Origin of the sequence: Ruminococcus sp. RTP21484sp1_RTP21277st1_D2_RTP21277_210401 (assembly GCF_040924225.1) — a bacterium.
Taxonomy (GTDB): domain Bacteria; phylum Bacillota; class Clostridia; order Lachnospirales; family Lachnospiraceae; genus Blautia_A; species Blautia_A faecis.
On record NZ_JBCOMJ010000011.1, the window covers coordinates 80,634 to 104,495 of the forward strand.

General features: G+C 44.7%; 20 protein-coding genes. 19 read left to right on the forward strand and 1 reads right to left on the reverse strand.

Annotated features, from left to right (window positions below):
• The first annotated feature begins 62 nt into the window (after positions 1-62).
• The 8 genes from rho (at position 63) to AB5706_RS09420 (ending at position 8,779) form a co-directional block, all read left to right on the forward strand.
• Positions 63-1,730 (forward strand): transcription termination factor Rho, encoded by a 1,668-nt coding sequence (gene rho, locus AB5706_RS09385; RefSeq protein ID WP_368356750.1) that lies wholly within the window; start codon positions 63-65, stop codon positions 1,728-1,730.
• Positions 1,731-1,898: 168 nt separating this feature from the next.
• Positions 1,899-2,102: a 50S ribosomal protein L31 gene (gene rpmE / locus AB5706_RS09390; RefSeq protein WP_148461074.1), complete on the forward strand. Its 204-nt coding sequence runs from the start codon at positions 1,899-1,901 to the stop codon at positions 2,100-2,102.
• A 69-nt stretch (positions 2,103-2,171) separates the two neighbouring features.
• Positions 2,172-3,242: a DUF1385 domain-containing protein gene (locus AB5706_RS09395; protein WP_195409069.1), complete on the forward strand. Its 1,071-nt coding sequence runs from the start codon at positions 2,172-2,174 to the stop codon at positions 3,240-3,242.
• Complete coding sequence (prmC, locus tag AB5706_RS09400; protein WP_195409070.1) at positions 3,239-4,108, forward strand: peptide chain release factor N(5)-glutamine methyltransferase; 870 nt, start codon at positions 3,239-3,241, stop codon at positions 4,106-4,108. Before AB5706_RS09395 ends, prmC begins: the two co-directional genes overlap by 4 nt.
• 41 nt (positions 4,109-4,149) lie before the next feature.
• The gene (gene prfA, locus AB5706_RS09405) at positions 4,150-5,223 is read left to right on the forward strand and encodes a peptide chain release factor 1 (RefSeq protein WP_118578120.1); all 1,074 of its coding nucleotides are present in this window, start codon (positions 4,150-4,152) and stop codon (positions 5,221-5,223) included.
• A 91-nt stretch (positions 5,224-5,314) separates the two neighbouring features.
• Entirely contained in the window at positions 5,315-6,232 is a 918-nt protein-coding gene (locus AB5706_RS09410) for a sugar phosphate nucleotidyltransferase (RefSeq protein ID WP_294432583.1), read from the forward strand.
• 112 nt (positions 6,233-6,344) lie between these two features.
• Entirely contained in the window at positions 6,345-7,691 is a 1,347-nt protein-coding gene (gene glmM / locus AB5706_RS09415) for a phosphoglucosamine mutase (protein ID WP_148461077.1), read from the forward strand.
• Positions 7,692-7,693: 2 nt separating this feature from the next.
• Positions 7,694-8,779, forward strand: a complete 1,086-nt coding sequence (locus AB5706_RS09420; RefSeq protein ID WP_368366019.1) for a tetratricopeptide repeat protein — start codon at positions 7,694-7,696, stop codon at positions 8,777-8,779.
• A 103-nt stretch (positions 8,780-8,882) separates the two neighbouring features.
• On the opposite strand, the gene AB5706_RS09425 is transcribed toward AB5706_RS09420, so the two are convergent.
• Positions 8,883-9,767 carry a transglutaminase domain-containing protein gene (locus tag AB5706_RS09425; RefSeq protein ID WP_368366020.1) on the reverse strand — a complete coding sequence of 295 codons (885 nt, stop codon included), beginning with the start codon at positions 9,765-9,767 and terminating at the stop codon, positions 8,883-8,885.
• 338 nt (positions 9,768-10,105) lie between these two features.
• On the opposite strand from AB5706_RS09425, the gene hflX reads away from it, so the two are divergent.
• The 11 genes from hflX to pepT all read left to right on the forward strand — a co-directional run bounded on the left by hflX (position 10,106) and on the right by pepT (position 23,802).
• Positions 10,106-11,341 carry a GTPase HflX gene (gene hflX / locus AB5706_RS09430; RefSeq protein WP_173718194.1) on the forward strand — a complete coding sequence of 412 codons (1,236 nt, stop codon included), beginning with the start codon at positions 10,106-10,108 and terminating at the stop codon, positions 11,339-11,341.
• Positions 11,342-11,728: 387 nt separating this feature from the next.
• Positions 11,729-12,760 carry a M42 family metallopeptidase gene (locus AB5706_RS09435; protein WP_173718193.1) on the forward strand — a complete coding sequence of 344 codons (1,032 nt, stop codon included), beginning with the start codon at positions 11,729-11,731 and terminating at the stop codon, positions 12,758-12,760.
• Positions 12,761-12,863: 103 nt separating this feature from the next.
• Entirely contained in the window at positions 12,864-13,532 is a 669-nt protein-coding gene (locus tag AB5706_RS09440) for a response regulator (protein WP_368366021.1), read from the forward strand.
• Positions 13,529-14,512: a sensor histidine kinase gene (locus AB5706_RS09445; RefSeq protein WP_368366022.1), complete on the forward strand. Its 984-nt coding sequence runs from the start codon at positions 13,529-13,531 to the stop codon at positions 14,510-14,512. The genes AB5706_RS09440 and AB5706_RS09445 overlap by 4 nt, the downstream gene beginning before the upstream one ends.
• A 113-nt stretch (positions 14,513-14,625) precedes the next feature.
• A complete protein-coding gene (locus AB5706_RS09450) occupies positions 14,626-15,696 on the forward strand; it encodes a PTS sugar transporter subunit IIC (protein ID WP_118578128.1) in 1,071 nt (356 codons plus the stop codon).
• An 89-nt stretch (positions 15,697-15,785) separates the two neighbouring features.
• Positions 15,786-15,917 carry a FeoB-associated Cys-rich membrane protein gene (locus tag AB5706_RS09455; RefSeq protein ID WP_148461082.1) on the forward strand — a complete coding sequence of 44 codons (132 nt, stop codon included), beginning with the start codon at positions 15,786-15,788 and terminating at the stop codon, positions 15,915-15,917.
• A gap of 235 nt (positions 15,918-16,152) precedes the next feature.
• Positions 16,153-16,812 carry a hypothetical protein gene (locus tag AB5706_RS09460; RefSeq protein ID WP_173718192.1) on the forward strand — a complete coding sequence of 220 codons (660 nt, stop codon included), beginning with the start codon at positions 16,153-16,155 and terminating at the stop codon, positions 16,810-16,812.
• 349 nt (positions 16,813-17,161) lie between these two features.
• Positions 17,162-19,687 (forward strand): glycyl radical protein, encoded by a 2,526-nt coding sequence (locus AB5706_RS09465; protein ID WP_173718191.1) that lies wholly within the window; start codon positions 17,162-17,164, stop codon positions 19,685-19,687.
• Positions 19,688-19,860: 173 nt separating this feature from the next.
• On the forward strand, positions 19,861-20,652 hold the full coding sequence (locus AB5706_RS09470; RefSeq protein ID WP_173716021.1) for a glycyl-radical enzyme activating protein: 792 nt from the start codon (positions 19,861-19,863) through the stop codon (positions 20,650-20,652).
• Between the two features lie 363 nt (positions 20,653-21,015).
• A complete protein-coding gene (locus AB5706_RS09475; protein WP_173718190.1) occupies positions 21,016-22,527 on the forward strand; it encodes a 4Fe-4S dicluster domain-containing protein in 1,512 nt (503 codons plus the stop codon).
• 57 nt (positions 22,528-22,584) lie between these two features.
• Positions 22,585-23,802 carry a peptidase T gene (gene pepT, locus AB5706_RS09480; RefSeq protein WP_368366023.1) on the forward strand — a complete coding sequence of 406 codons (1,218 nt, stop codon included), beginning with the start codon at positions 22,585-22,587 and terminating at the stop codon, positions 23,800-23,802.
• Positions 23,803-23,862: the final 60 nt, after the last annotated feature.

A 23,862-nucleotide genomic window follows, 5' to 3' on the forward strand; every position in this document is an offset into this window, starting at 1 on the left:
TCCCGTTAAATCAAAATTGAAATGTGTTTTAGAATTGTATTAGTCGAAGAGGTAGATGATTGATGAAAGAAAAGTATGAATCATTATCCCTGGCTACGCTGAAAGACTTGGCAAAAGCCAGAGGACTGAAGGGCATTTCTACTATGAGAAAGCCTGAATTAATTGAACGTATGCTGGAAGAGGACAGGAAAGAACAGACTGCAGAAAATGAGCAGACTATTTCCGGAACAGCAGAAGAGAATACCATACCTGCAAGACCAGAGCCTGTGGCAGCAGAAAAAACAGAAAATACGGGAAGTGTTTCTTCACCGGAGAGAAGAGAAGCACCAACCAGATCCCGTACCATTATACGGCGTAATCCTGAGTACCGCAGCAATAATTATGGCAGAAATGAAAATGCAGGACGCCAGAACAGTTATAATGGGGAAAACAGACCGGAGAACTTCGTGAAGCGCACTCCTGTAGCGAAACCTGTAGAAGTGGTTCCGCCAGCCGAATTAAGACCTGAGGAAACGGAACAGCCCCGTACAGGCGCAGCCAGTGAGAACCGTACAGAAGAGGGGGTAAGCAATGCTTACAATGTTCCGGCTGAAACGGTCCAGCTTGACAGTGGCGAAAAGGCCAATGGAATCCTGGAGGTTATGCCGGATGGTTTTGGATTTATTCGAAGTGAGAATTATCTTCCAGGAGAGAATGATATCTATGTTTCCCCGTCACAGATCCGCAGATTTAATTTGAAGACAGGGGATATAATTCAGGGAAATATCCGTATTAAAACACAGGGGGAGAAATTCAGTGCCCTTTTATATGTAACGTCTATCAATGGTTTCCATCCAAGTGAGGGACAGAAGAGATACAATTTTGAAAACATGACCCCAATCTTCCCAGATGAACGTCTGATCATGGAGCGTCCCGGCGGAACTACTGCCATGCGTATCGTAGATCTGATCAGCCCTATCGGAAAGGGACAGCGTGGTATGATTGTTTCCCCGCCTAAGGCAGGTAAGACTACTTTGCTTAAGGATGTCGCGAAATCTATTCTTAAGAATAACAAGGATATGCATCTGATCATTCTTCTTATTGATGAACGTCCTGAGGAAGTTACCGATATCAGGGAAGCAATACAGGGACCGAATGTGGAAGTTATTTATTCCACATTTGATGAGCTTCCGGAGCATCATAAGCGTGTATCCGAGATGGTTGTAGAGCGTGCACGCCGCCTTGTAGAACATAAGCAGGATGTTGTGATCCTTCTGGATTCCATTACCAGACTGGCAAGAGCGTATAATCTGGTTGTTCCTCCAAGCGGAAGAACTCTGTCAGGAGGTCTTGATCCGGGAGCACTTCATATGCCGAAGCGCTTCTTTGGTGCAGCACGTAATATGCGTGAGGGAGGAAGCCTTACCATTCTGGCCACTGCACTGGTTGACACCGGAAGTAAAATGGATGACGTTATTTACGAAGAATTCAAGGGAACCGGCAATATGGAGCTTGTTCTTGACCGCAAGCTTCAGGAGAAACGGGTTTTCCCGGCCATCGACATTCAGAAATCCGGTACCAGACGAGAAGATCTGCTTCTGAGCAAAGACGAGCAGGAAGCTGTATATATTATGCGAAAGGCTCTTAACGGAATGAAGTCTGATGAGGCAGTGGAACAGATCCTGAACATGTTTGCACGTACTGCAAATAATGCTGAATTTGTGCAAATGGTAAAAAAACAGAAATTGTAATGTTCACAAAAAACACCGTGCAGAATATTATCTGGGATTAGTTTTAGAAATTTTTATAAATAACTTGCATTTCTCAGAACCCCATGCTATAATCAATAGGCTGTGTAAAGTGTGAATTCGTCAGATTCAACGCAAATAAAATAGAATAAATATAGAGAGGTGAAAATCATGAGAGAAGGAATCCATCCGAATTACTATCAGGCAACTGTAACCTGCAACTGCGGTAATACTTTTGTAACAGGATCTACCAAGCAGGACATCCACGTAGAAATCTGCTCCAAATGTCATCCGTTCTATACAGGACAGCAGAAAGCTAGTCAGGCTCGTGGACGTATCAATAAGTTCAATGAGAAATACGGTCTGAATAAATAATTTGAATATTACTGAATGAGAAGGTTGAGGTTGGGAAATCTCAACCTTTCTTTGTAACTGGAGGATAAAATGAAACCATCCAATATCGGTGGACAAGCTGTAATGGAAGGCATTATGATGCGCCATAAGGATAAATACTCCATTGCAGTACGACGTCCTGATAAAGAAATTGAAGTAAAAGTGGAAGATTATAAATGCATTTTCGGGAAAGCCAGGATCTGGCGGAAACCGATCATCCGCGGAATGGTAAGCTTTATCGATTCTCTGGTAACCGGAACGAAATGCCTTATGTATTCAGCTGAAATTGCAGGTGATGAGGAGGACGAGGAAGAGACCAGGAAGAATGCTGCTCTTTCTCCGGAAGAACTGGAAGCCAAGAAGAAAAAAGAGGACAAGGCATTTAAAGCCTTGCTCTATGTAACTGTAGCCATTTCTATTGTAATTTCCATTGCAGCCTTTATGCTGCTTCCTTATGCACTGGCCAGTCTTTGCCGTAAGGTAGGCGCTTCGGAAGTGGTGGTTACCATTGTGGAAGCGTTTGTGAAGCTGGGTCTGTTTATGGGATACATGATCCTGATCTCCAGAATGAAGGATATTCAGAGAACCTTTATGTATCATGGTGCTGAACACAAATGTATCAACTGTGTGGAAAATGGTAAGCCGCTTACTGTAGAGAACGTGCTTGAGAGCTCCAGATTCCACAGACGCTGCGGAACAAGCTTTCTGTTCCTGGTTATGATAGTAAGTATTTTCCTGCATTTTATTTTTGTACTGGTACCGTTTTACTGGCTTCGTCTTTTCGGACGTTTGCTCATGGTACCTGTAGTATCTGGAATTTCATTTGAAATTATCCAGTGGGCAGGCAGGACAGACAGTAAATTTGCCTTGATGATGAGTAAACCTGGTATGGCAATGCAGAAATTTACCACAAAAGAACCTACAGCTGATATGGCAGAGGTTGCCATCAAGGCTGTGGAGGCTGTGTTTGACTGGAGAGCATATTTAAAGACAGAATTCAATCTGGATATTCCATATGAGAACAAAGAAAACGGTGATCCTTCTGCTGCTTCCGCGCAATCTGAAAGCGGGGACAGTGAAGAACGCACCGGGAATGTGCCAGAAACGGGAGCTGCACAATGACTTCTCTGGAAACACTATTAAAAGAAGGAACCAAGGTTTTGGAACAGCATAAGATCCAGGAAGCCAGGCTGGATGCCTGGCTTCTTCTGGAGTATGTGACAGGGATGAACAGAGCTTTTTATTTCGCCCATTCAGCTGACGGGATTGAAGAGGAAAAAGCAGACAGATACAGGGAATTGATCCGAAAAAGAGCAGGTCATATTCCATTACAGCATATTACCCACCAGGCATATTTTATGGGATTTGAATTTTATGTAAATCAAAACGTACTGGTTCCGAGACAGGATACGGAGACATTGGTGGAGAAGGCTCTGGAAGTTATGAAGGGGAAAAAAACACCAGGGATTCTGGATATGTGCACCGGATCAGGGTGTATCCTTTTAAGTCTTCTGGCACTTACCGGGGATGCATATGGTGTGGGTGCTGATGTTTCCCCTCTTGCTCTTCAGGTGGCAAATAAGAATGCGGTAAGCCTGGAAGTGTCAGACAGAGCTGTTTTCGTGGAAAGCGACTTGTTTTCGTCAGCTTTTTTTCAACAAAACACTGGTAAAGATATGCCTCAGTATGATATCCTTATTTCGAATCCCCCCTACATCAGAAGCGCAGAGATTGAAGAGCTTATGGAAGAAGTGCGGGATCACGATCCAAGACTTGCACTGGATGGACATGAAGATGGTCTGTATTTTTACAGAAAAATCGTATCGGAGGGAAAGGCTTTCCTAAAGGAAGATGGCTGGATGCTGTTTGAAATCGGATATGATCAGGGCGAAGCTGTAAAGGCGCTGATGCAGGAGAATGGCTTTTTTGATGTACAGATTGTTAAAGACCTGACGGGACTTGACAGAGTTGTGTTGGGCAGACGATAGTTTTATATAAGTAAAGAGAAGAACATAACAGGAGGAAAACCATGTTTGACAAGTTGGACGATTTGCTCATACGTTTCGAGGAAGTTCTGAATGAGCTGGGTGAGCCAGATGTAACATCTAATCCAGATCGTTTCCAGAAGCTTATGAAGGAACAGAGCGACCTGCAGCCAATTGTGGATACCTATAAGGAATATAAGAAAAATAAAGAAACAATTCAGGACAGCCTTTCCATGCTGGAAGAGGAGAAGGATGAAGATATGAGAGAAATGCTCAAGGAAGAGCTTTCCGATGCCAAGAAGCGTGTGGAAGAGCTGGAGCATGAACTGAAGATCCTTCTTCTGCCTAAGGATCCTAACGATAATAAGAATGTTATCGTGGAGATCCGCGCCGGTGCCGGTGGAGATGAGGCTGCTCTTTTTGCAGCTGAGATCTACAGAATGTATGTAAAATATGCAGAATCCAGGCGCTGGAAAACAGAGATGATGAGCTTAAACGAGAATGGAATCGGCGGATTCAAAGAGGTTACCTTTATGATAAACGGTGCCGGAGCTTATTCCAGACTGAAATATGAGAGTGGCGTACACCGGGTACAGAGGGTTCCGGAGACGGAATCCGGCGGAAGAATCCATACTTCCACCTGTACGGTTGCAATTATGCCGGAAGCTGAGGAGATTGATTTCCATCTGGATATGAACGACTGTAAATTCGACGTATTCCGTGCTTCCGGAAATGGCGGACAGTGCGTCAATACTACAGACTCCGCAGTACGACTGACCCATATTCCTACAGGAATCGTAATTTCCTGTCAGGATGAGAAGTCCCAGCTGAAGAATAAGGATAAGGCATTGAAGGTTCTTCGTTCCCGTCTGTATGAGATGGAGCTGGCCAAGCAGCATGATGCAGAAGCAGAAGCAAGAAGAAGCCAGATTGGTACAGGCGACCGTTCTGAGAAAATCAGAACCTATAATTTCCCACAGGGACGTGTGACAGATCATCGTATCAAGCTTACACTTCACAGACTGGATAACATTCTGAATGGAGATCTGGATGAAATCATCGACAGTCTGATCGCAGCAGACCAGGCGGCGAAATTGAGCAATCTGCAGGAGCAGTAAGCTTAAAGTTACTGCTTTTGTGTAAAAGTTGCTGGCCAGGCTATGGGCAGCAGCGAAATAACAATCATGTGAAAAATGGGAGGATATACCTATGAAAAAAACAGCTCTTGTAATTATGGCAGCCGGAGTTGGAAGCAGATTTGGAAATGGAATCAAGCAGCTTGCACCAGTTGGACCAAACGGTGAGATCATTATGGATTATTCCATCAGAGACGCACTGGAGGCTGGCTTCAATAAAATTGTATTCATTATCCGTAAGGATCTGGAAGAAGAATTTAAAAGCACCATTGGTGCAAGAGTAGAGAAGATCGCAGAAGTTGCGTATGCATATCAGGAAATGGAGAAGCTTCCGGAAGGCTTTGTGAAACCGGCAGACAGAACCAAACCCTGGGGAACCGGTCATGCTGTTATCTGTGCAAGAGAGTTCCTTACAGAGCCATTTGCAGTTATCAATGCAGATGACTATTATGGAAAGGAAGCATACGTAAAAGTACATGATTATCTGGTTCAGGAGCAGCCGGCAGATGATGTCCTGCATATTTGCATGGCAGGCTTCCGCCTTGGAAACACCTTAAGTGATAACGGAAGTGTTACAAGAGGACTTTGCCACATTACAGACGGCAAGCTTACAGGTGTTACCGAGACTCACAACATTTTTAAAACAGCAGATGGCGCTGAGAGTCGCGAAGATGGCCAGCCGGCAGAGAAGCTTGACTTAAACGAGCTTGTTTCCATGAACATGTGGGGACTGACTCCTGCGTTTATGGATACTTTATATGATGGATTTGTAGAGTTTCTTCAGAATGTAAAAGCTGGTGATATCAAGGCAGAGTATCTTCTTCCGGTTATGATTGATACATTGATCCAGAAGGGAACTGCCCAGGTAGATGTGCTTGAGACAAAGGATACCTGGTTTGGTGTAACTTATCAGGAAGATAAAGAGGTTGTGATCAAAGCCTTTAAAGAGCTTACCGAGGCTGGCGTATATCCAAACGGACTTTACAAATAAGATTATCGGATACTGTATATTGTAATTGTTTGCAGTTTTGCCTGAAAATATGGAAAAGAATGTATGATTCCTATATGCTTTCAGGTGTAATAAGCAAGGAGGATAATTAGATATGGGAAAATATTTTGGAACAGACGGATTTCGTGGAGAGGCAAATGTTCAGCTGACAGTTGATAATGCGTTTAAAGTAGGACGTTATGTAGGTTGGTATTATGGACGTGACCATAAGGCGAAGATCGTAATCGGAAAAGATACCAGACGAAGCAGCTATATGTTTGAGTATGCCCTTGTTGCAGGACTTACCGCTTCCGGAGCAGATGCTTATCTTCTGCATGTAACCACTACTCCAAGTGTATCCTTTGCGGTTCGTACAGAGGATTTTGACTGCGGTATTATGATTTCCGCAAGCCATAACCCATTCTATGATAATGGAATCAAGCTTCTGAATGGAAACGGACAGAAGATTGAGGCTGAGATCGAGGAGCGTATTGAGGCCTACATTGATGGCGAAATCGAGGAGCTTCCTCTTGCACGCAAAGAAGACATTGGACGTACTGTTGATTTTGCTTCCGGACGAAACCGCTATATCGGATATCTGATCTCCATTCCAAGCCGTGATTTCAAAAATGTAAAAGTCGGACTTGACTGTGCCAACGGAAGCTCATCCGCAATTGCAAAAAGTGTTTTCGAGGCACTTCAGGCGAAAACTTATGTGATCAACAATCAGCCGGATGGAACTAACATCAATACAAACTGTGGATCCACCCATATCGAAGTCCTTCAGAAATATGTGATAGACAATGGCCTGGATATCGGATTTGCTTATGATGGAGATGCTGACCGTTGTATCGCAGTTGATCATCGTGGAAATATCATCGATGGTGACAAGATTATGTATGTCTGCGGTAAATATCTGAAAGAGCAGGGGAAACTGAATGGAAATACTGTTGTTACCACAGTGATGTCCAATATGGGACTTTACAAAGCTCTGGAGCGTGAAGGAATGCGTTATGAGCAGACTGCCGTTGGTGACAAATACGTTGCCGAGAATATGATGGCAAATAACTACAGCATTGGTGGAGAACAGTCCGGACATATTATTTTCAGCCGTTATGCAGCTACAGGTGATGGTATCCTTACTTCTCTTATGGTCATGGAAGCATGCGTAGATAAGAAGTCTACCTTATGTGATCTTGCCAAAGAGATGAAGGTTTATCCTCAGGTTCTTCGAAATGTACGTGTAGCAGATAAGAAGACTGCGCGTGAGAACCCGAAGGTGGTTGAAGCAGTCGAAGCAGCAGGAAAGGCACTTGGCGATTCCGGACGTATTCTGGTCCGCGAGAGTGGTACAGAGCCGCTGATCCGTGTTATGGTGGAGGCCGAGACAGATGAGCTCTGCCATCAGTATGTAGACAGTGTTGTGGAAGTAATGGAAGCCGAAGGACTGATTGTTGGTTGAGAATGAAAATCAGAAAAACAGCATTAATTTTGGCAGCGGTCATGGGGCTTTCCCTTCTGGCTGGCTGTGATAATGAAAAACAGCAGATTTTTAAGGAAGCAGAGAAAGATCTGGAGCAGGGCAGCTATGAGTATGCGCTGGATGAATTTACTACTTCTGTGAATAATGGTGTGAAGCCTGCAGTGTCTTACCGCGGGATTGGAATCTGTCAGCTGCGTCTGGGAAATTATGATGATGCCATTACTGCCTTTACCAGTGCTCTTGGCGAGGAGAAGGTAAACAAAAGTATGGCCCGGGACCTGTATCTGTATCGCGCTACAGCACGTTTGCAGGCTGGGTATCTGGATGATGCCATGGCAGACTGTCAGGTGCTTGCTCAGAATTATGAGATGGATGCAGATGCCTGGTTCCTTACTGGAAAGGTTGCCCTGGAAATGGATGTCTATGATGAAGCTTCCTCTGATTTTGAGCAGGCGTATGGGGAAGATTCCAGCTATGACCGGGCCATCCAGATCTACGAGACGTATCTGGATAAGGACATGGAAGCGGATGGAACCAGGTATCTGGAGGCTGTCTTGTCCACAGAGGCAAAGGGAGCAGAGGATCTTTGCAGCCGGGGAAGAATCTATTACTATATGGGAGATTATACCAATGCCCGGAAAGAGCTGACAGATGCTTCCAATCAGGGAAGTACAGAGGCACTTCTGGTCCTTGGAATGGTCTATGGCGCCCAGTCAGATTACGCAAATGCCCGGGCAATGTACCAGCAGTATATCAATCAGAAGCTGGATGATACGTCCGGGAATCAGACACAGACTGCCGCACAGGGATACAATGGACTGGCAGTGTGTGATATGGCAGAAGGAAACTATGATTCTGCTCTGGAAAATATCAGCAGCGGAATTACCATTGCTTCCGATGATGAAATGCAGAGCTTGTTATTTAATGAAATTGTAGCTTATGAGAAGAAACTGGATTTTTCTACCGCACAGGAGAAAGCTGTATCTTATGTCGGAATGTATCCGGAGGATGAAGAAGCTGCGAAAGAGCTTGATTTCCTGAAATCCAGGACTGGAAGTAATGAATAGGAAACAGAGTAGGCTCCTGAAGTTATTTTTATAATTATAAAAAGGATTTGAAATCTGAGGCAATATTGAATGCCGGATTTCAAATCCTTTTTTGGTAATACTCTCAGACTTTTTTTACATAAAGGCGGTTGCCCCGGTACATAGGGCGGCCGTTCACGCCACTGAGATCGTAGGACATTGCAAAGTAGGAATCCACGCTGCTTACAAGCGCCCAGTCAGGATCATAGACCTTTCCACCAATTTCAGCCCAGCCGTGACCGCCGGAGCAGATTACATAAACTTTTTTCATTCCTACAGCGTTTGCAAGGTAGGCGAAAGCTGCTGCATAGGAAACACAGTCACCTCGTCCGCCGCGGAAAAACATATCTTCGGCGAAATCCTTTTCCCAGTCCTGTGTATTTCTGAATTCACGCCAGCAATAGTAGGTGTACTGCTTCTTGACGTAATCAAAGCTGGCACGGAGGCGCTGCATTTTGTTCATTCCTGGTCTGCTGATCTTTTCTACGATCTTGTTCGCTTCTGTCATTAGTTTCAGCTTGCGCAGGTTAGAACCGGATTTGCTGGCACGTCCGGAAGCATCAAGAGCGATACCATTTATAGTGGTGGAGGTCAGCATGTATGCGCCGGTGGTTCCTGTGCTGATACGGAAAAAGTAGTAATCATTTTTGATTTTTTTCCAGCCGTAACTCTGAATTCCATTTTTGTCAAAAAAGTAATAGCGGGATCCGATTTTGACTTTGCCTTTGACTTTCTTGCCGCGGGCATTGTAATAGTAGTGGCGGCCTTTGCTGGTCTTCCAGGTACCAGAAGAGGAATTGGAAGCCTGTCCCTTACCGGAATGGGTCTTCTTATTGGTGACAGTGGAAGAAGATTTCGCAGTTTGGGAAACTGATGTCCGGGCAGCTGCCTGGGTGGGAAGAGTACCTGTCAGGAGCGTACAGGACAGGCAAAGGCATGCTGCAAGAGTTTTGAGATTTTTCTTTTTCATAGGTTCCTCCTTTTTTGGTCTTTTACTATTATTATATACTATATGAGATCTGAACTGTAGTTGTTGTTTTCAGATCTGAAATATGTTACTGTTCACTCCGTTCACAGTAACGCGCTTCGCGATGCACAGAAATCATGCATTCGCATGATTTCGCGCCGCAATTCTCGGGTTTTCTGTGAACTTTGTTCACAAAAAACGCCTCGCGGAACGTTACCAGTGAACAGTAACTGAAATATACCTCTCCCAAAAGGAATGGGTTTGTGTTATACTCTAACAGATGATTTTCAGATAGAAAAGTAACTGAAAGTTAGTTTATGGATGATCCGGAAGGAGGATTTATGGAATATATTGAAGAAATACAGGAGCAGGTGATTCTGGTTGGCGTTCAGCTGGACGAGAACGACAATGTGAAAGAATCCTTGGATGAACTGGAGGAGCTTGCAGATACTGCCGGAGCCCAGACAGTGGGAAAAATTATCCAGAACCGTGAGACTGTACATCCTGGAACTTATATTGGAAAAGGAAAGATTGAGGAGGTACGTGCTCTTATGCTGGCCACGGATGCTACAGGAATCATCTGTGACGATGAACTTTCCCCGGCACAGATGAACAATCTGGAGCATGAGCTGGAATGTAAGGTAATGGACAGAACTCTTCTGATCCTTGACATTTTTGCAAAACATGCCACCACAAGTGAGGGTAAGATCCAGGTAGAGCTGGCCCAGCTCCGTTACAGAGCATCCAGACTGGTAGGACTAGGTGCGTCTTTGTCCAGACTTGGAGGAGGAATCGGAACCCGAGGTCCTGGAGAGAAGAAGCTGGAGAGCGACCGACGTCTGATCCGAAAGAGAATCACAGCGCTGAAGGAAGAGCTTTCCCAGGTGGAGAAGCACAGAGAGCTGCTCCGTACCGGACGTACCCGGGGAAAGATGAAGACTGTTGCTATTGTAGGTTATACCAATGCAGGTAAATCTACATTGTTAAATACCCTCACTGGAGCCGGAGTGCTTTCAGAGGATAAGCTGTTTGCCACATTGGATCCTACAACCAGAGCATTGACATTAGATGACGGACAGCAGATCCTGCTTACAGATACTGTTGGGTTTATCCGTAAGCTGCCGCATAATCTGGTTGAAGCTTTTAAGAGTACCCTGGAGGAAGCGAAATATGCAGATTATATTATACATGTGGTAGACTGCTCGAATCCTCAGGCGGTACAGCAGATGGAGGTTGTTTATGATACCCTGCAGGAGCTTGGTGTCCAGGGCAAAAAGACGATTACTTTATTTAACAAGGTCGATGTGGGTGCAGCAATCCGCCTGCGCGACAGTATGGCAGACCATACTCTTAAGGTTTCGGCCAAAACAGGGGAAGGTCTGGAGGATTTAAAGCAGCTTCTGGGGAAAATCCTTTCTGAAGAGCAGATTTATGTGGAAAAGCTTTTTACCTACCAGGAGGCTGGCAAGATCCAGCTGATTCGGGAATATGGGCAGCTGCTTTCGGAGGAGTACACAGATACTGGAATTCTGGTGAAAGCCAGAGTGCCGCAGGAAATTCATGGGAAGCTTATGTGACGCAGCCAGACCAGTGGAATTGGCAAAAAGTATGGGTTTATAAAGTTATCACATTTGAGGATAATAAGTAAATATAATGATATGAGTGTCAAAAGGTCTTTTGACACTCATTTGATACCCAGATTGCTACGCAGCTACGCTGCTCCCGCAATCCTCCAAATATTCGAAATCCGCTGATTTACTGCGTAAATCGCTACTTTCTCATATTTGGCGTGTCCCAAGTTCAAAAGCCTTATCGTGCAAGCACGAACAGCTTTTTGACCTTTTGACACTGGTATCATATAATGTTATCGCTTAAAAGTAATTTCTGTGAGGCGCATTGCTATACAGAAAGTGAAGAACGATAGGTAAGAAGACTAAAATTTGTAAAAAACAGGAGAGAATATCATGGGAAAATACACAGATTACATTATGAAAACAGCACAGGATCTGCTTTCAGTGCCAAGTCCAAGTGGTTTTACCCACATGGCAGCAGATTTTGTAAAAAAAGAATTTGAAAAGCTGGGCTATGAGCCGCAGATCACCCAGAAGGGCGCTGTGCTTGTAAAGCTTGGGGGAAAGGACGATAAGAACGCAGTAGTTCTGGCTGCCCACATGGATACACTGGGCGGAATGGTTTGCCAGATCATGGATAACGGTCATTTGAAGCTGACTAATATTGGCGGTATGAATCCAAACAATGCAGAGGCTGAGAATTGTAAGGTTTATACAAAGTCCGGCAAAGTATATGATGCAACTTTCCAGCTGGAGAATGCGTCTGTTCATGTAAACGGCGAGTATAGCGATACCAAACGTACTTATGAGACGATGGAGGCCATTCTTGATGAGCCAGTGAAGAATAAAGAGGATGTGAAAAAACTTGGAATCATGACAGGCGATTTTGTCTGCTTTGATCCAAGGACAGTTGTGACTGAGAGCGGATACATCAAGAGCCGTTTCCTTGATGATAAATTCAGCACTGCCATTCTTCTCGGCTATGCTAAATATCTGAAAGAGAAAGAAATTCAGACAGAGCGTACCATTTATGTACTGATCACTTCTTATGAGGAAGTGGGACATGGTGGATGTGCCGCTATCCCAGATGGAGTGACAGAGATGATCTCCGTAGATATGGGATGTGTTGGAAAAGGCCTGGAATGTGATGAAACCATGGTTTCAATCTGCGCTAAGGACAGTATGGGACCATATGATTACCAGGTGGTTTCCGGCCTGATCAAGGCTGCACAGGAGAATGACATTGCATTTGCAGTGGATGTATATCCGCACTATGGTTCTGACGTGGATGCAGCGCTGAAGGCGGGCTATGATATGAAACATGGTCTGATCGGACCGGGAGTTTACGCTTCTCATGGATACGAGCGGTCACACAGGGATGGAGCGAAGAATACACTGAAATTACTGAAGGCATATTTAGGATAAAAGTCCTGCGCGGTAGCGCTAAAGGCGCGGAACAATCGACTTTCATTTGGGGTGATGTCTGCGCAGGCAGACATGTCCGTTTAGAAGAAAAACTTGATTAAAAATGTATAAAATATTAATAATAGAAGATGACGAAATTATTGTACAGATAGTAAAGCGACATTTGGAATCCTGGGGATATGAGGTCTTTCAGATCGAAGATTTCACTCATGTGATTCAGGAGTTTGTGCAAAAAGATCCACAGCTGGTGCTGCTGGATTTGAAACTGCCGTTTTTTAACGGTTTTCATTGGTGTGAGGAAATCCGCAAAATTTCACAGGTACCAGTGATGTTTCTGTCTTCAGCGGCTGACAATATGAATATGGTAATGGCCATGAGCCGGGGTGCAGATGATTTTATCGCGAAACCTTTTGATCTGGATGTGTTAACTGCGAAGGTGCAGGCTGTGCTTCGCAGAACCTATGCCTTTGGTCAGAACAACAGTCTTCTGGAAAGGGGCGGCGTAGTGCTGAATCCTGGAAATGGGACGATTTCAGTGGATGGAAAGCTTGCAGACCTGACGAAAAACGAATTGAAGATATTGCAGATACTATTTAAACATCAGGGGCATGTTGTATCCAGAGAGTCGATTATGACAAAACTGTGGGAGAGCGACAGCTTTGTGGATGACAATACTTTGACAGTAAACATCACAAGAATCCGTCGGAAGCTGGAAGGTCTGGGTGTAGAGAACTTCATTATCACCAAAAAAGGCCTGGGGTACATGGTATGATTAAATATCTGAAAACCAGATGGAAAACAGGTGTTTTGGCTTTACTTATGGTAGCGGTAACGGCTGGAATCCTTTTTCTGTATGATATTCCGCTGGAGCCTGTAGGTTATGTGGCGGTTTTTGAAATGCTGCTGACAGGCCTGGGGCTTATGTGGGATTACCATAAATACCGGAAAAAGCAGGAAAGTCTGCTTTACATAAGAGACTGCGGCAATTTTTCAGAAGAATATCTGGAGGCTCCGGAGAATGAAAATGAGGCTATTTACCGGGAAATCTGCCGTAGTCTGGATGAGAAGAGAATAGAGGCTGAAAATCAGAGAAGTGCTTTTGGTACAGAATTGACAGACTTTTATACGCTGTGGGTTCACCAGATCAAAACACCTATTGCTGCAGCAAGACTGCTTCTTCAGGAAGAGAAGCCCAGACCTCAGGAGATTCAGAATGAGCTTTTTAAGGTGGAGCAGTACGTGGAGATGGTGCTGGGGTATCTTCGAACGGAGGATATGGCTTCAGACATCCGCTTTGAGGAAGTGGATATGGATTCTCTGATTAGTGAGCAGATTCACAAATTTGCCAGAATATTTATTGGGAAAAAGCTTTCTCTGGAGTATCAAGAGGTATCGGAAACGGTGCTTACAGATGAAAAATGGCTTGGCTTTGTGTTGGGACAAATTTTATCAAATGCACTGAAATACACAAAAAAAGGAAAAATATCCATCTATATGAGCATATCCAGGCCGCATACGCTGGTGATCGAAGATACTGGAATCGGAATCCGTGCCGAAGATTTGCCCCGGGTTTTTGAAAAGGGGTTTACTGGCTATAATGGACGTGAAGAGAACAGGTCTACTGGAATTGGGCTTTATCTTTGCGGAAAGATTATGAAAAGGCTGGATCACGGAATCAGGATAGAGTCGGAGCTTGGAAAAGGGACGAAGGTATTTCTTGAACTGGGAAGGAAGAAGATGGATCTATATTAGAGCGTGTTCGGAAAAAACAATCTCGCAGTCTGCATGCCCCACTTTTCGGTGTATTTTGCAGATTGCAAGATTAATTTTTTACATGCTTTAGATGGTGGGGACAAGGAGAGAGTATGAAAGCGATAAAGAAGGTTTTAAACAATATTTTTATTGATGGTTTAAGCGGAATGGCTTTGGGGTTGTTTTCTACTTTGATCATCGGAACTATTTTGAAACAGATTGGTGATTTGATGGGCGGTACATATGGCACTTATTTAAGTGCATTTGCAGTGGTTGCCCAGAGGCTTACAGGTGCCGGAATCGGCATCGGTGTTGCGTATAAATTCCGGGAATCTACTTATGTGCTGTTGTCGGCTGCGGCAGCTGGAATGATTGGTGCCTATGCATCTAACCTGATTGCAGGAACCCTGTTGTCTGATACAGGGGCATTAGTGTTATCCGGTCCTGGCGAGCCTCTTGGAGCGTTTGTGGCTGCATATGTGGGAATTACGATTGGGAGGCTGGTTGCCGGAAAAACAAAACTGGATCTTCTTATTACACCAGCAATCACCATCCTTTCCGGTGGTGCTGTAGGGATACTGGTAGGACCGGGAGTATCAAGCTTCATGACATGGCTTGGCAACCTGGTAAACTGGGGAACTGAGCAGCAGCCAATCCTAATGGGAATTGTGGTTTCTGTCATCATGGGAATGGTACTGACTTTGCCAATTAGTTCTGCAGCTCTTGGAATTATTCTGGGGCTGAATGGCGTGGCAGCGGGTGCGGCAACGATCGGATGCTGCTGTCAGATGATTGGATTTGCAGTGACAAGTTTTAAGGATAATGGCGTGGGCGGTCTTTTTGCCCAGGGAATCGGAACTTCCATGCTGCAGATCCCTAATATTATGAAGCGTCCGCTGATCTGGCTGCCTCCTACACTGGCATCTGCTATTTTAGGCCCAATTGCCATTATCGGGCCTTTCCATATGACAAACAATGCAACTGGTTCCGGAATGGGAACCTCTGGTCTGGTTGGACAGATCATGACTTACCAGACTATGGTGGCAACAGAATCACCGGTGCTGGTAATTCTGAAAATTGTATTGTTCCACTTCCTACTTCCGGGACTGTTATCCTATGTGATTTACCGCGGAATGCGAAATATGGGATATATTAAAGACGGACAGATGAAGCTGAATGTGTAAGGAATATAAAATAAATATTGACATCTAATGAATGTTAGAATATACTAACAACATAAAGGAGCTTATAGGTAATCTGAAAGGAGTATCATATGGGAACAGTAGTTGTTGGTGCTATCGTAGTCGTAATAGCAGGTCTGGCAGTGAGAAGTATTGTGAAGGATAAAAAAAGCGGAAAAGGCTGCAATGGTAATTGTGGAAGCTGCGGCGGACACTGCCACTAAGATGTGAATGAGGCACTGGTATTTTACATAGCTGGTAAATAAGAAGATGAGGAAACTGCTGTATTGGAGAAATCTGATATGGCAGTTTTTTTATTGATAAAAAACAGAATGTGACAAACCCGCGAAAGAATTGCGCACACATTTTGGCACAGATTGTAAATGGGTATAAACTGTTATAAAATCAAAAATGCATATATATATTGTATTCTGTAATGTCCATATCATGAAGGGAGTGTTGAAAATGAAAAAGTCACTAAAAAAAATAATAACGGTTGTGCTGACATTTGCTATGATGTTTGCAATGACCGTGCCTGCTTACGCAAAAGAGGTATTTAAAATTCTTAAGACAAATGCAACTATTTATTCTTCTAAAACTATGGAAAATCGCAGATGCTACAATCCGGATGAACTTATTGCCTACATTGGAAAAAGAAAAGTAGTTGTGGAATCCAGTAATACAAAAGTTGCAACTGTAAAGATAAAGGATAATGCTATTTGGGCTACGCCCCAAAAAGCTGGCACAACAACTATTACTGTGAAAACTGAACGGGAAACTTACAAATGTACATTTACCGTGTATAAATATGTAAATCCTGTTTCTTCTGCAAAGGTGGGAAAGCTCACAATTAAAGGAACTGCTTTTAAAAAGAATGCAATTTATAATCTGCGTTATTCCAAATATAAAAATAAGAGTATCGCATTTAAATTTAATCTGAAAAAAGGTTGGAAACTCAGAGGGGGAATATCGTATGCAAGAAGTAACTGGGGTGTAGCAAAGATGTCACCAAATGGCAGCAAAATAAAAGTTGCAGGAGGATCTGGATTTCTTGCTGTTGCATTGGCTGAAAATATCAAGACGGGGCAGAGAGAAAGAATACACATATATTTCAAATAAATTGATAACTTTCAACGTATGGCACTGAACTGCTATATAATTTGTGTGGAGATATAATTTGAAAAGCGTTTTCCGAAATCAAAATATGAAAATCGGAAAACGCTTTTTGGTTTAATTGTGCTTTTTAATAAAAACAACGAAAAACCACAAAAATCAACCAAAAACACCAACTAAAACAACAAAACTGGTGTTGAATTATGTTGACACCGCATAGCAAATGACGTATAATGAGCATAGAAAACTATGTCATGGAACAACGGACATTTATGTTGCCGACAGAGAGAATATTGTGTTTTTGAGATACAGAATACTATTTCATATGCCGGGACATCCATGAGAAAGGAGAACCATGGAAAAATACAATACAAGTGAGATTCCCAAATCTTCCAGAATTACCCGCCTGGTAGATCATCTCTATGCCAAGATGCCGGAGATCGAATCTTACAGAGCGAAGCTGATCACAGAGTCCTATAAGGAGACGGAAGACCAGCCGATCATTACCAGAAGAGCGAAAGCTTTTTCCCACATTTTACATAATATTCCGATCATCATCCGTGATGAGGAACTGATCGTGGGAAGTAACTCCATTGCACCGAGAGGATGCCAGACATTCCCGGAATTTTCCTACCAGTGGCTGGAAGACGAGCTGGATACGGTTGCCACCAGAACTGCTGATCCATTCTATATTTCAGAGCAGGCCAAAGCAGATCTTCGCGAGGTACACAAATACTGGAAAGGCAAGACTACCAGTGAGCTTGCCACAGCATATATGGCACCGGAAGCAATCCGTGCCATCGATCACAACATTTTTACACCAGGAAATTATTTCTACAATGGTGTAGGACACGTTACAGTAAAGTATTGGGAAGTTCTTGAAATTGGATACGAAGGCATTATGGCGAAAGCACAGGCTGAGCTGGATAAATGCAATGTGGGGGATGGAGATTACGCAGAGCGTTCCCGTTTCCTGGAAGCAGTTATCATGAGCTGCCAGGCAGTGATTGATTATGCAGACAGATATGCAAAGCTTGCCCTTGAAATGGCAGAGAAATGTACAGATCCACAGCGTAAAGCAGAGCTTCTTGTGATTGCATCCAATTGCAGCAAGGTTCCGGCGAAGGGAGCTACCAATTTCTGGGAGGCGTGTCAGTCCTTCTGGTTTGTGCAGCAGCTTCTCCAGATGGAGTCTAGCGGACATTCCATTTCCCCAGGACGTTTCGACCAGTATATGTATCCTTATTATAAGAAGGATATTGAGAGCGGCGCGATTACCAGAACAGCAGCCCAGGAGCTTCTTGATTGCATCTGGGTAAAATTAAATGACCTGAATAAAGTCCGTGATGCTGCTTCCGCAGAAGGCTTCGCAGGCTACAGTCTGTTCCAGAACCTGATCGTAGGAGGTCAGGATAAAGATGGCAATGATGTGACCAATGACCTTTCCTTTATGTGTATTGAGGCATCCATGCATGTACATCTTCCGGCTCCGTCCCTTTCCATCCGTGTATGGAATGGTTCTCCTCATGACCTTCTGATCAAGGCAGCAGAGCTTACCAGAACGGGTATCGGACTTCCGGCTTATTATAACGACGAGGTAATCATCCCAGCACTGCAGAACAGAGGACTTTCCCTTGCAGATGCCCGTGAGTATAATATCATCGGTTGCGTAGAGCCACAGAAAGCAGGTAAGACAGAGGGATGGCATGATGCAGCATTCTTTAATATGTGCCGTCCGCTGGAGCTTGTATTTGCCAATGGTATGGATCAGGGCGAGATGGTCGGAATTCCTACCGGCGATGTAACCCAGATGGCTACATTCGATGAATTCTATGATGCATACAAGAAACAGATGGAGTACTGCATTTCCCTTCTTGTAAATGCAGATAATGCCATTGACGTGGCTCATGCAAAGCGTTGTCCGCTTCCATTCCTTTCCAGTATGATCGATGACTGTATCAAACGTGGAAAGACCGTACAGGAAGGCGGCGCAGTTTATAACTTTACCGGTCCCCAGGGCTTTGGTATTGCAAACATGGCAGATTCCCTGTATGCAATTCGTCAGCTGGTCTATGAAGAGAAGAAGTTTACGATGGAGGAGCTGAAGGAAGCTCTTGCATGGAACTATGGCAAAGGCCTGGATGAGCAGTCTGTGAAAGAGATCACAACCGGCATCTTAAGAGAGATGACTGAGAGCGGTGCCAAGGTTGATGCGGATACTGCAGCAGCTGTCCTGAAATCTGTTATGAATGCCCAGATGGCACCTGAGAAGATGGCAAGATACCAGGAAATCCACGATATGATCGCAGAAGTTCCGAAATTCGGAAATGATATTCCGGAAGTGGACTACTTCGCAAGAGATGTGGCTTACACATATACAAGACCGCTTCAGAACTTTAAGAACCCACGTGGTGGACAGTACCAGGCAGGACTTTATCCGGTTTCTGCAAACGTACCCCTTGGCGGACAGACTGGTGCTACACCAGATGGAAGATATGCACATACTCCGGTTGCAGATGGTGTTTCCCCATCCGCAGGTAAGGATGTGAACGGACCTACTGCAGCAGCAAGCTCTGTTGCAAAACTGGATCACTTCATCGTATCCAATGGTACTCTGTTCAATCAGAAATTCCATCCGTCAGCATTGTCTGGACGTGAGGGTCTTGAGAAGTTCGTTGCACTGATCCGCTCCTACTTCGATCAGAAGGGAATGCATATGCAGTTTAACGTTGTAAGCAGAGAGACACTGCTCGATGCACAGGCACATCCGGAGAACTATAAGCATCTGGTTGTACGTGTGGCTGGTTACAGTGCACTGTTTACTACACTTTCCAAATCGCTGCAGGATGACATTATCAGAAGAACTGAGCAGGGATTCTAAAAAGAAAGTCAGCAGACTCTTATGCAGGAGAGTTATAATTGCCCCATAGCTCACTTCTTAGCGAGATGATAAGTGTGGCTGTGAATGGGAACTTTCTGCGAAAAATATAAATGGAATTGCTGGTGGCTTCGTTAAGAGAAGTCTGCTGGCACTTCCGTATAATGGAGAAATCTATGGAATATTTAGACACTACAGGACGTATTTTCGACGTCCAGCGCTATTCCATCCATGACGGTCCTGGAATCCGTACCATTGTGTTTTTGAAAGGCTGTGTGCTCAGATGTCAGTGGTGCTGCAATCCGGAATCCCAGGAATATAAGATCCAGACAATGAAAACTCCAGACGGCGTGAAGACCATGGGACGAGACGTAACGGTCCGCGAGATGATCGAACTGGTAGAGAAGGATCGCCCATACTACTACCGTTCCGGCGGCGGAATGACACTTTCCGGCGGCGAATGTCTCTGTCAGCCGGAATTTGCCCGTGACCTTCTTCGCGCAGCGAAAGAGCGTGGAATTAATACAGCTATCGAGAGTATGGCTTGTGTTCCCTGGAAAAATATAGAGATGGTACTGCCTTATCTGGATACTTACCTGATGGATATCAAGCATACCAATCAGGAGAAGCATAAGCAGTTTACAGGCAAGCCCAATGGACTGGCTCTGGAGAACGCCAGAAAGGTAGCTCTTTCTGGCCAGACCAATCTGGTGATTCGTGTACCTGTCGTTCCAACGTTCAATGACAGTGTGGAGGAAATCAAGTCTATTGCTTCCTTTGCATCTACATTGCCAGGTGTGAAGAAGATTCACCTTCTTCCATATCACCGTCTGGGACAGGATAAGTACGACTGGCTTGGAAGAGAATACAAGCTGCCGGAGATACTTCCTCCAGAACCGGAGCATATGGAACTTTTAAAAAAAGCAGTGCATTCCGTCTGTGATCTGGATTGCCAGATAGGTGGATGAAATAATATTTTATGTGAAAATTTTGAAGAAAGACATTGTGTGGAGAAATCTGTACAGTGTCTTTTTTTGCGTGCATTTCTTATTTAATGTGTTGGGAGGGTGAAAAGTTCTTCAGGAGGGACACATTTGAACAACTTTCAACACACTAAAAGAAAGCCTTTTTCATACATGCTCCAGGAAAAGAAATTGGAAAAAGATTTGCTTAAATTATAATTTTTTTGTATGATAGGTGGTATAATAAATACTTGATGAATTTATATCAACTATTTAAAAAAGCGGAGAAAGAAAACTTTATAAAGACAGTTAGATTGATTGCGGTAAAATCTGGCTGGTGCAAAATACTACAGCATAAGGAGAAAAAGAATGAGAGGACTATACTCATCAAAGACAAAAATCAGACACCAGATTTTTACTGAAATTGCCCGGCTTGCCTATGAGGGCGACATTGAGAAAGAGATGGATGATCTTCCGTACAAAATTCTTCCAGGAGAGATTGCAACATATCGTGACAGTATTTTTCTGGAGAGAGCTATCGTAGGAGAGAGACTGCGTGTGGCAATGGGACTGCCTCTTCGAAACATTTCCGAGCATGCGCCAATTTCCAAGGGCGTAGAAGCCAGCTTGATCGAAGAGAAATATTATGAGCCGCCCCTTATCAATATTATTAAATTCGCCTGCAACTCCTGTCCGGAGAAGCGTGTGATTGTCACAGAGGGCTGCCAGGGCTGTCTGGAACATCCTTGTCAGGAGGTCTGTCCCAAGCAGGCTATCCACATGGAAAACGGGCGGTCTGTGATCAATCAGGAGAAATGCATCAAATGTGGAAAGTGTCTGGAATCCTGTCCATATAATGCCATTATCAAGCAGGAGCGTCCGTGTGCCAAGGCCTGTGGAATGAATGCCATCCATTCAGACGAGTATGGCAGAGCAGAGATCGACTATGACAAGTGTGTTTCCTGTGGAATGTGCCTGGTAAGCTGTCCGTTCAGTGCCATTGTAGATAAGGGACAGATTTATCAGACCATTATGGCATTAAAAAGTGATACACCAGTTTATGCCATTGTAGCGCCGGCTGTGGCAGGTCAGTTTGAACCGGAATTGAAGAATACCCAGCTTCGGGGAGCTTTTAAGGCGCTTGGATTTACGGATATTAAGGAAGTGGCTGTGGGTGCAGATCTTTGCACCATTGAGGAGGCTAAGGACTTCATGAAGGAAGTGCCGGAGAAAATTCCGTTTATGGGAACCTCCTGTTGCCCGGCATGGTCTGTTATGGCAAAAAAGACGGTTCCACAGCTTGCCAACTGCATTTCCATGGCGCTTACTCCCATGGTACTGACTGCCAGACTTCTGAAGCAGGAAGAGCCAGACTGCAAGATCGTGTTTGTAGGACCATGTGCAGCCAAGAAGCTGGAGGCAAGCCGTAAATCGGTTCGAAGCTATGTGGACTTCGTTCTCACCTTTGAAGAGGTGAAAGGCATGTTTGATGCCAAGGGCGTTGATTTCGCCAGCCTTCCGGAGGAAGAGCCTCTTACCCAGGCCAGTAGTGACGGTCGTGGCTTCGCTGTTAGCGGCGGTGTGGCAGCCGCAGTTGTGAAAGCTGTAAAGCGAATGGATCCGGATCGCGAGGTGAAGGTAGTCAGTGCTAACGGACTTCAGGAGTGTAAAAAGATGCTGATGGCAGCCAAAGCAGGGAAATACAACGGATATCTGCTGGAAGGCATGGCGTGTCCTGGCGGCTGCATAGCAGGTGCCGGAACGGTGCAGACTGTAAAGAAGGCGGGAGTGGCACTGGAGAAGATGAAGAAGGAAGCGTCTTTTGAAGAATGTATGGATACTTCATTTGGCGGGGAACTGGAGAAACTGGAAGAGCTGTAAAATTATTTAGCCGAGCTGCTTGAAAATAAAGAATACATGAGAAGGAGAAAAGCAAAAATGCGTGCATACGAACGTTTATTAAATTATGTGAAAGTATATACCACAAGCGAGGATGAGCAGGAGAACGTGCCATCCACCAGCCGTCAGTTTGACCTGGGAAACCAGCTGGCAGAGGAACTGAAAAAAATAGGGGTTCAGGACGTGCGCATTGATGACAAGTGCTATGTTTATGGCGTGATCCCGGCTACAGAAGGCTTGGAAGAGAAACCAGCCATCGGCTTTATCGCACATATGGACACAGCACCTGATTTCTCCGGAGAAAACGTAAATCCACAGATCATCCCGGAGTACGACGGCGGTGATGTAAAGTTGGGAGACAGTGAATATGCTCTTACCTTGAAAGATTTCCCACATCTGGCATCTTTAAAAGGAAGAACCCTGATCACCACCGACGGAAGCACCCTTCTTGGTGCAGATGACAAGGCTGGTGTGGCTGAGATCATGACTATGGCAGAGCAGGTGATCACAGAGAACATTCCTCATGGAAAAATCTGTATCGGCTTTACCCCGGATGAAGAAGTGGGCCGCGGCGCAGACTTCTTCGATGTAGAAGACTTTGGAGCAGATTTTGCCTATACTGTAGATGGCGGTGCGGAGAATGAGATCGAGTATGAGAACTTCAATGCCGCAGGTGCGAAAGTAAAGATCAAAGGCTTTTCTGTACACCCGGGCAGCAGTAAGAACACCATGATCAATGCAGCCCTGGTTGCCATGGAGTTCAATAACATGCTTCCGGCAGGAGATACCCCAGCGAACACAGAAGAGTATGAGGGATTTTTCCATCTCTGTGAAATGAGCGGAGATGTGTCTTCTGCAAGCCTTGACTACATTATCCGTGACCACGACAGCGCCATGTTCGCCTGCCGCCAGGAGCTGATGAGACATATCGTCAAGCTTCTCAACGAGAAATACGGCGAAGGTACCGTAACCCTCACCATCAAAGAACAGTACCGCAACATGAAAGAGAAGATCGAGCCTTGCATGCACCTGATCGATAACGCCAAGAAAGCCGTCCAGCAGTCCGGCCTTTCCCCAGTAACCGTAGCCATCCGCGGCGGCACCGACGGCGCCCGCCTCTCCTTTATGGGTCTTCCCTGCCCCAACCTCGGCACCGGCGGCTACGCCTTCCACGGTCCATGCGAGCACATTACAGTAGAAGGTATGGATTACGCAGTGGAGAATCTGAAGAATATTGTGAAGCTGTACGCATGCTGATTCGGGCAAGAAAAAAGCATTGGTGAGATATATGATTTTTTAAACATGCTTTAGAAAAAA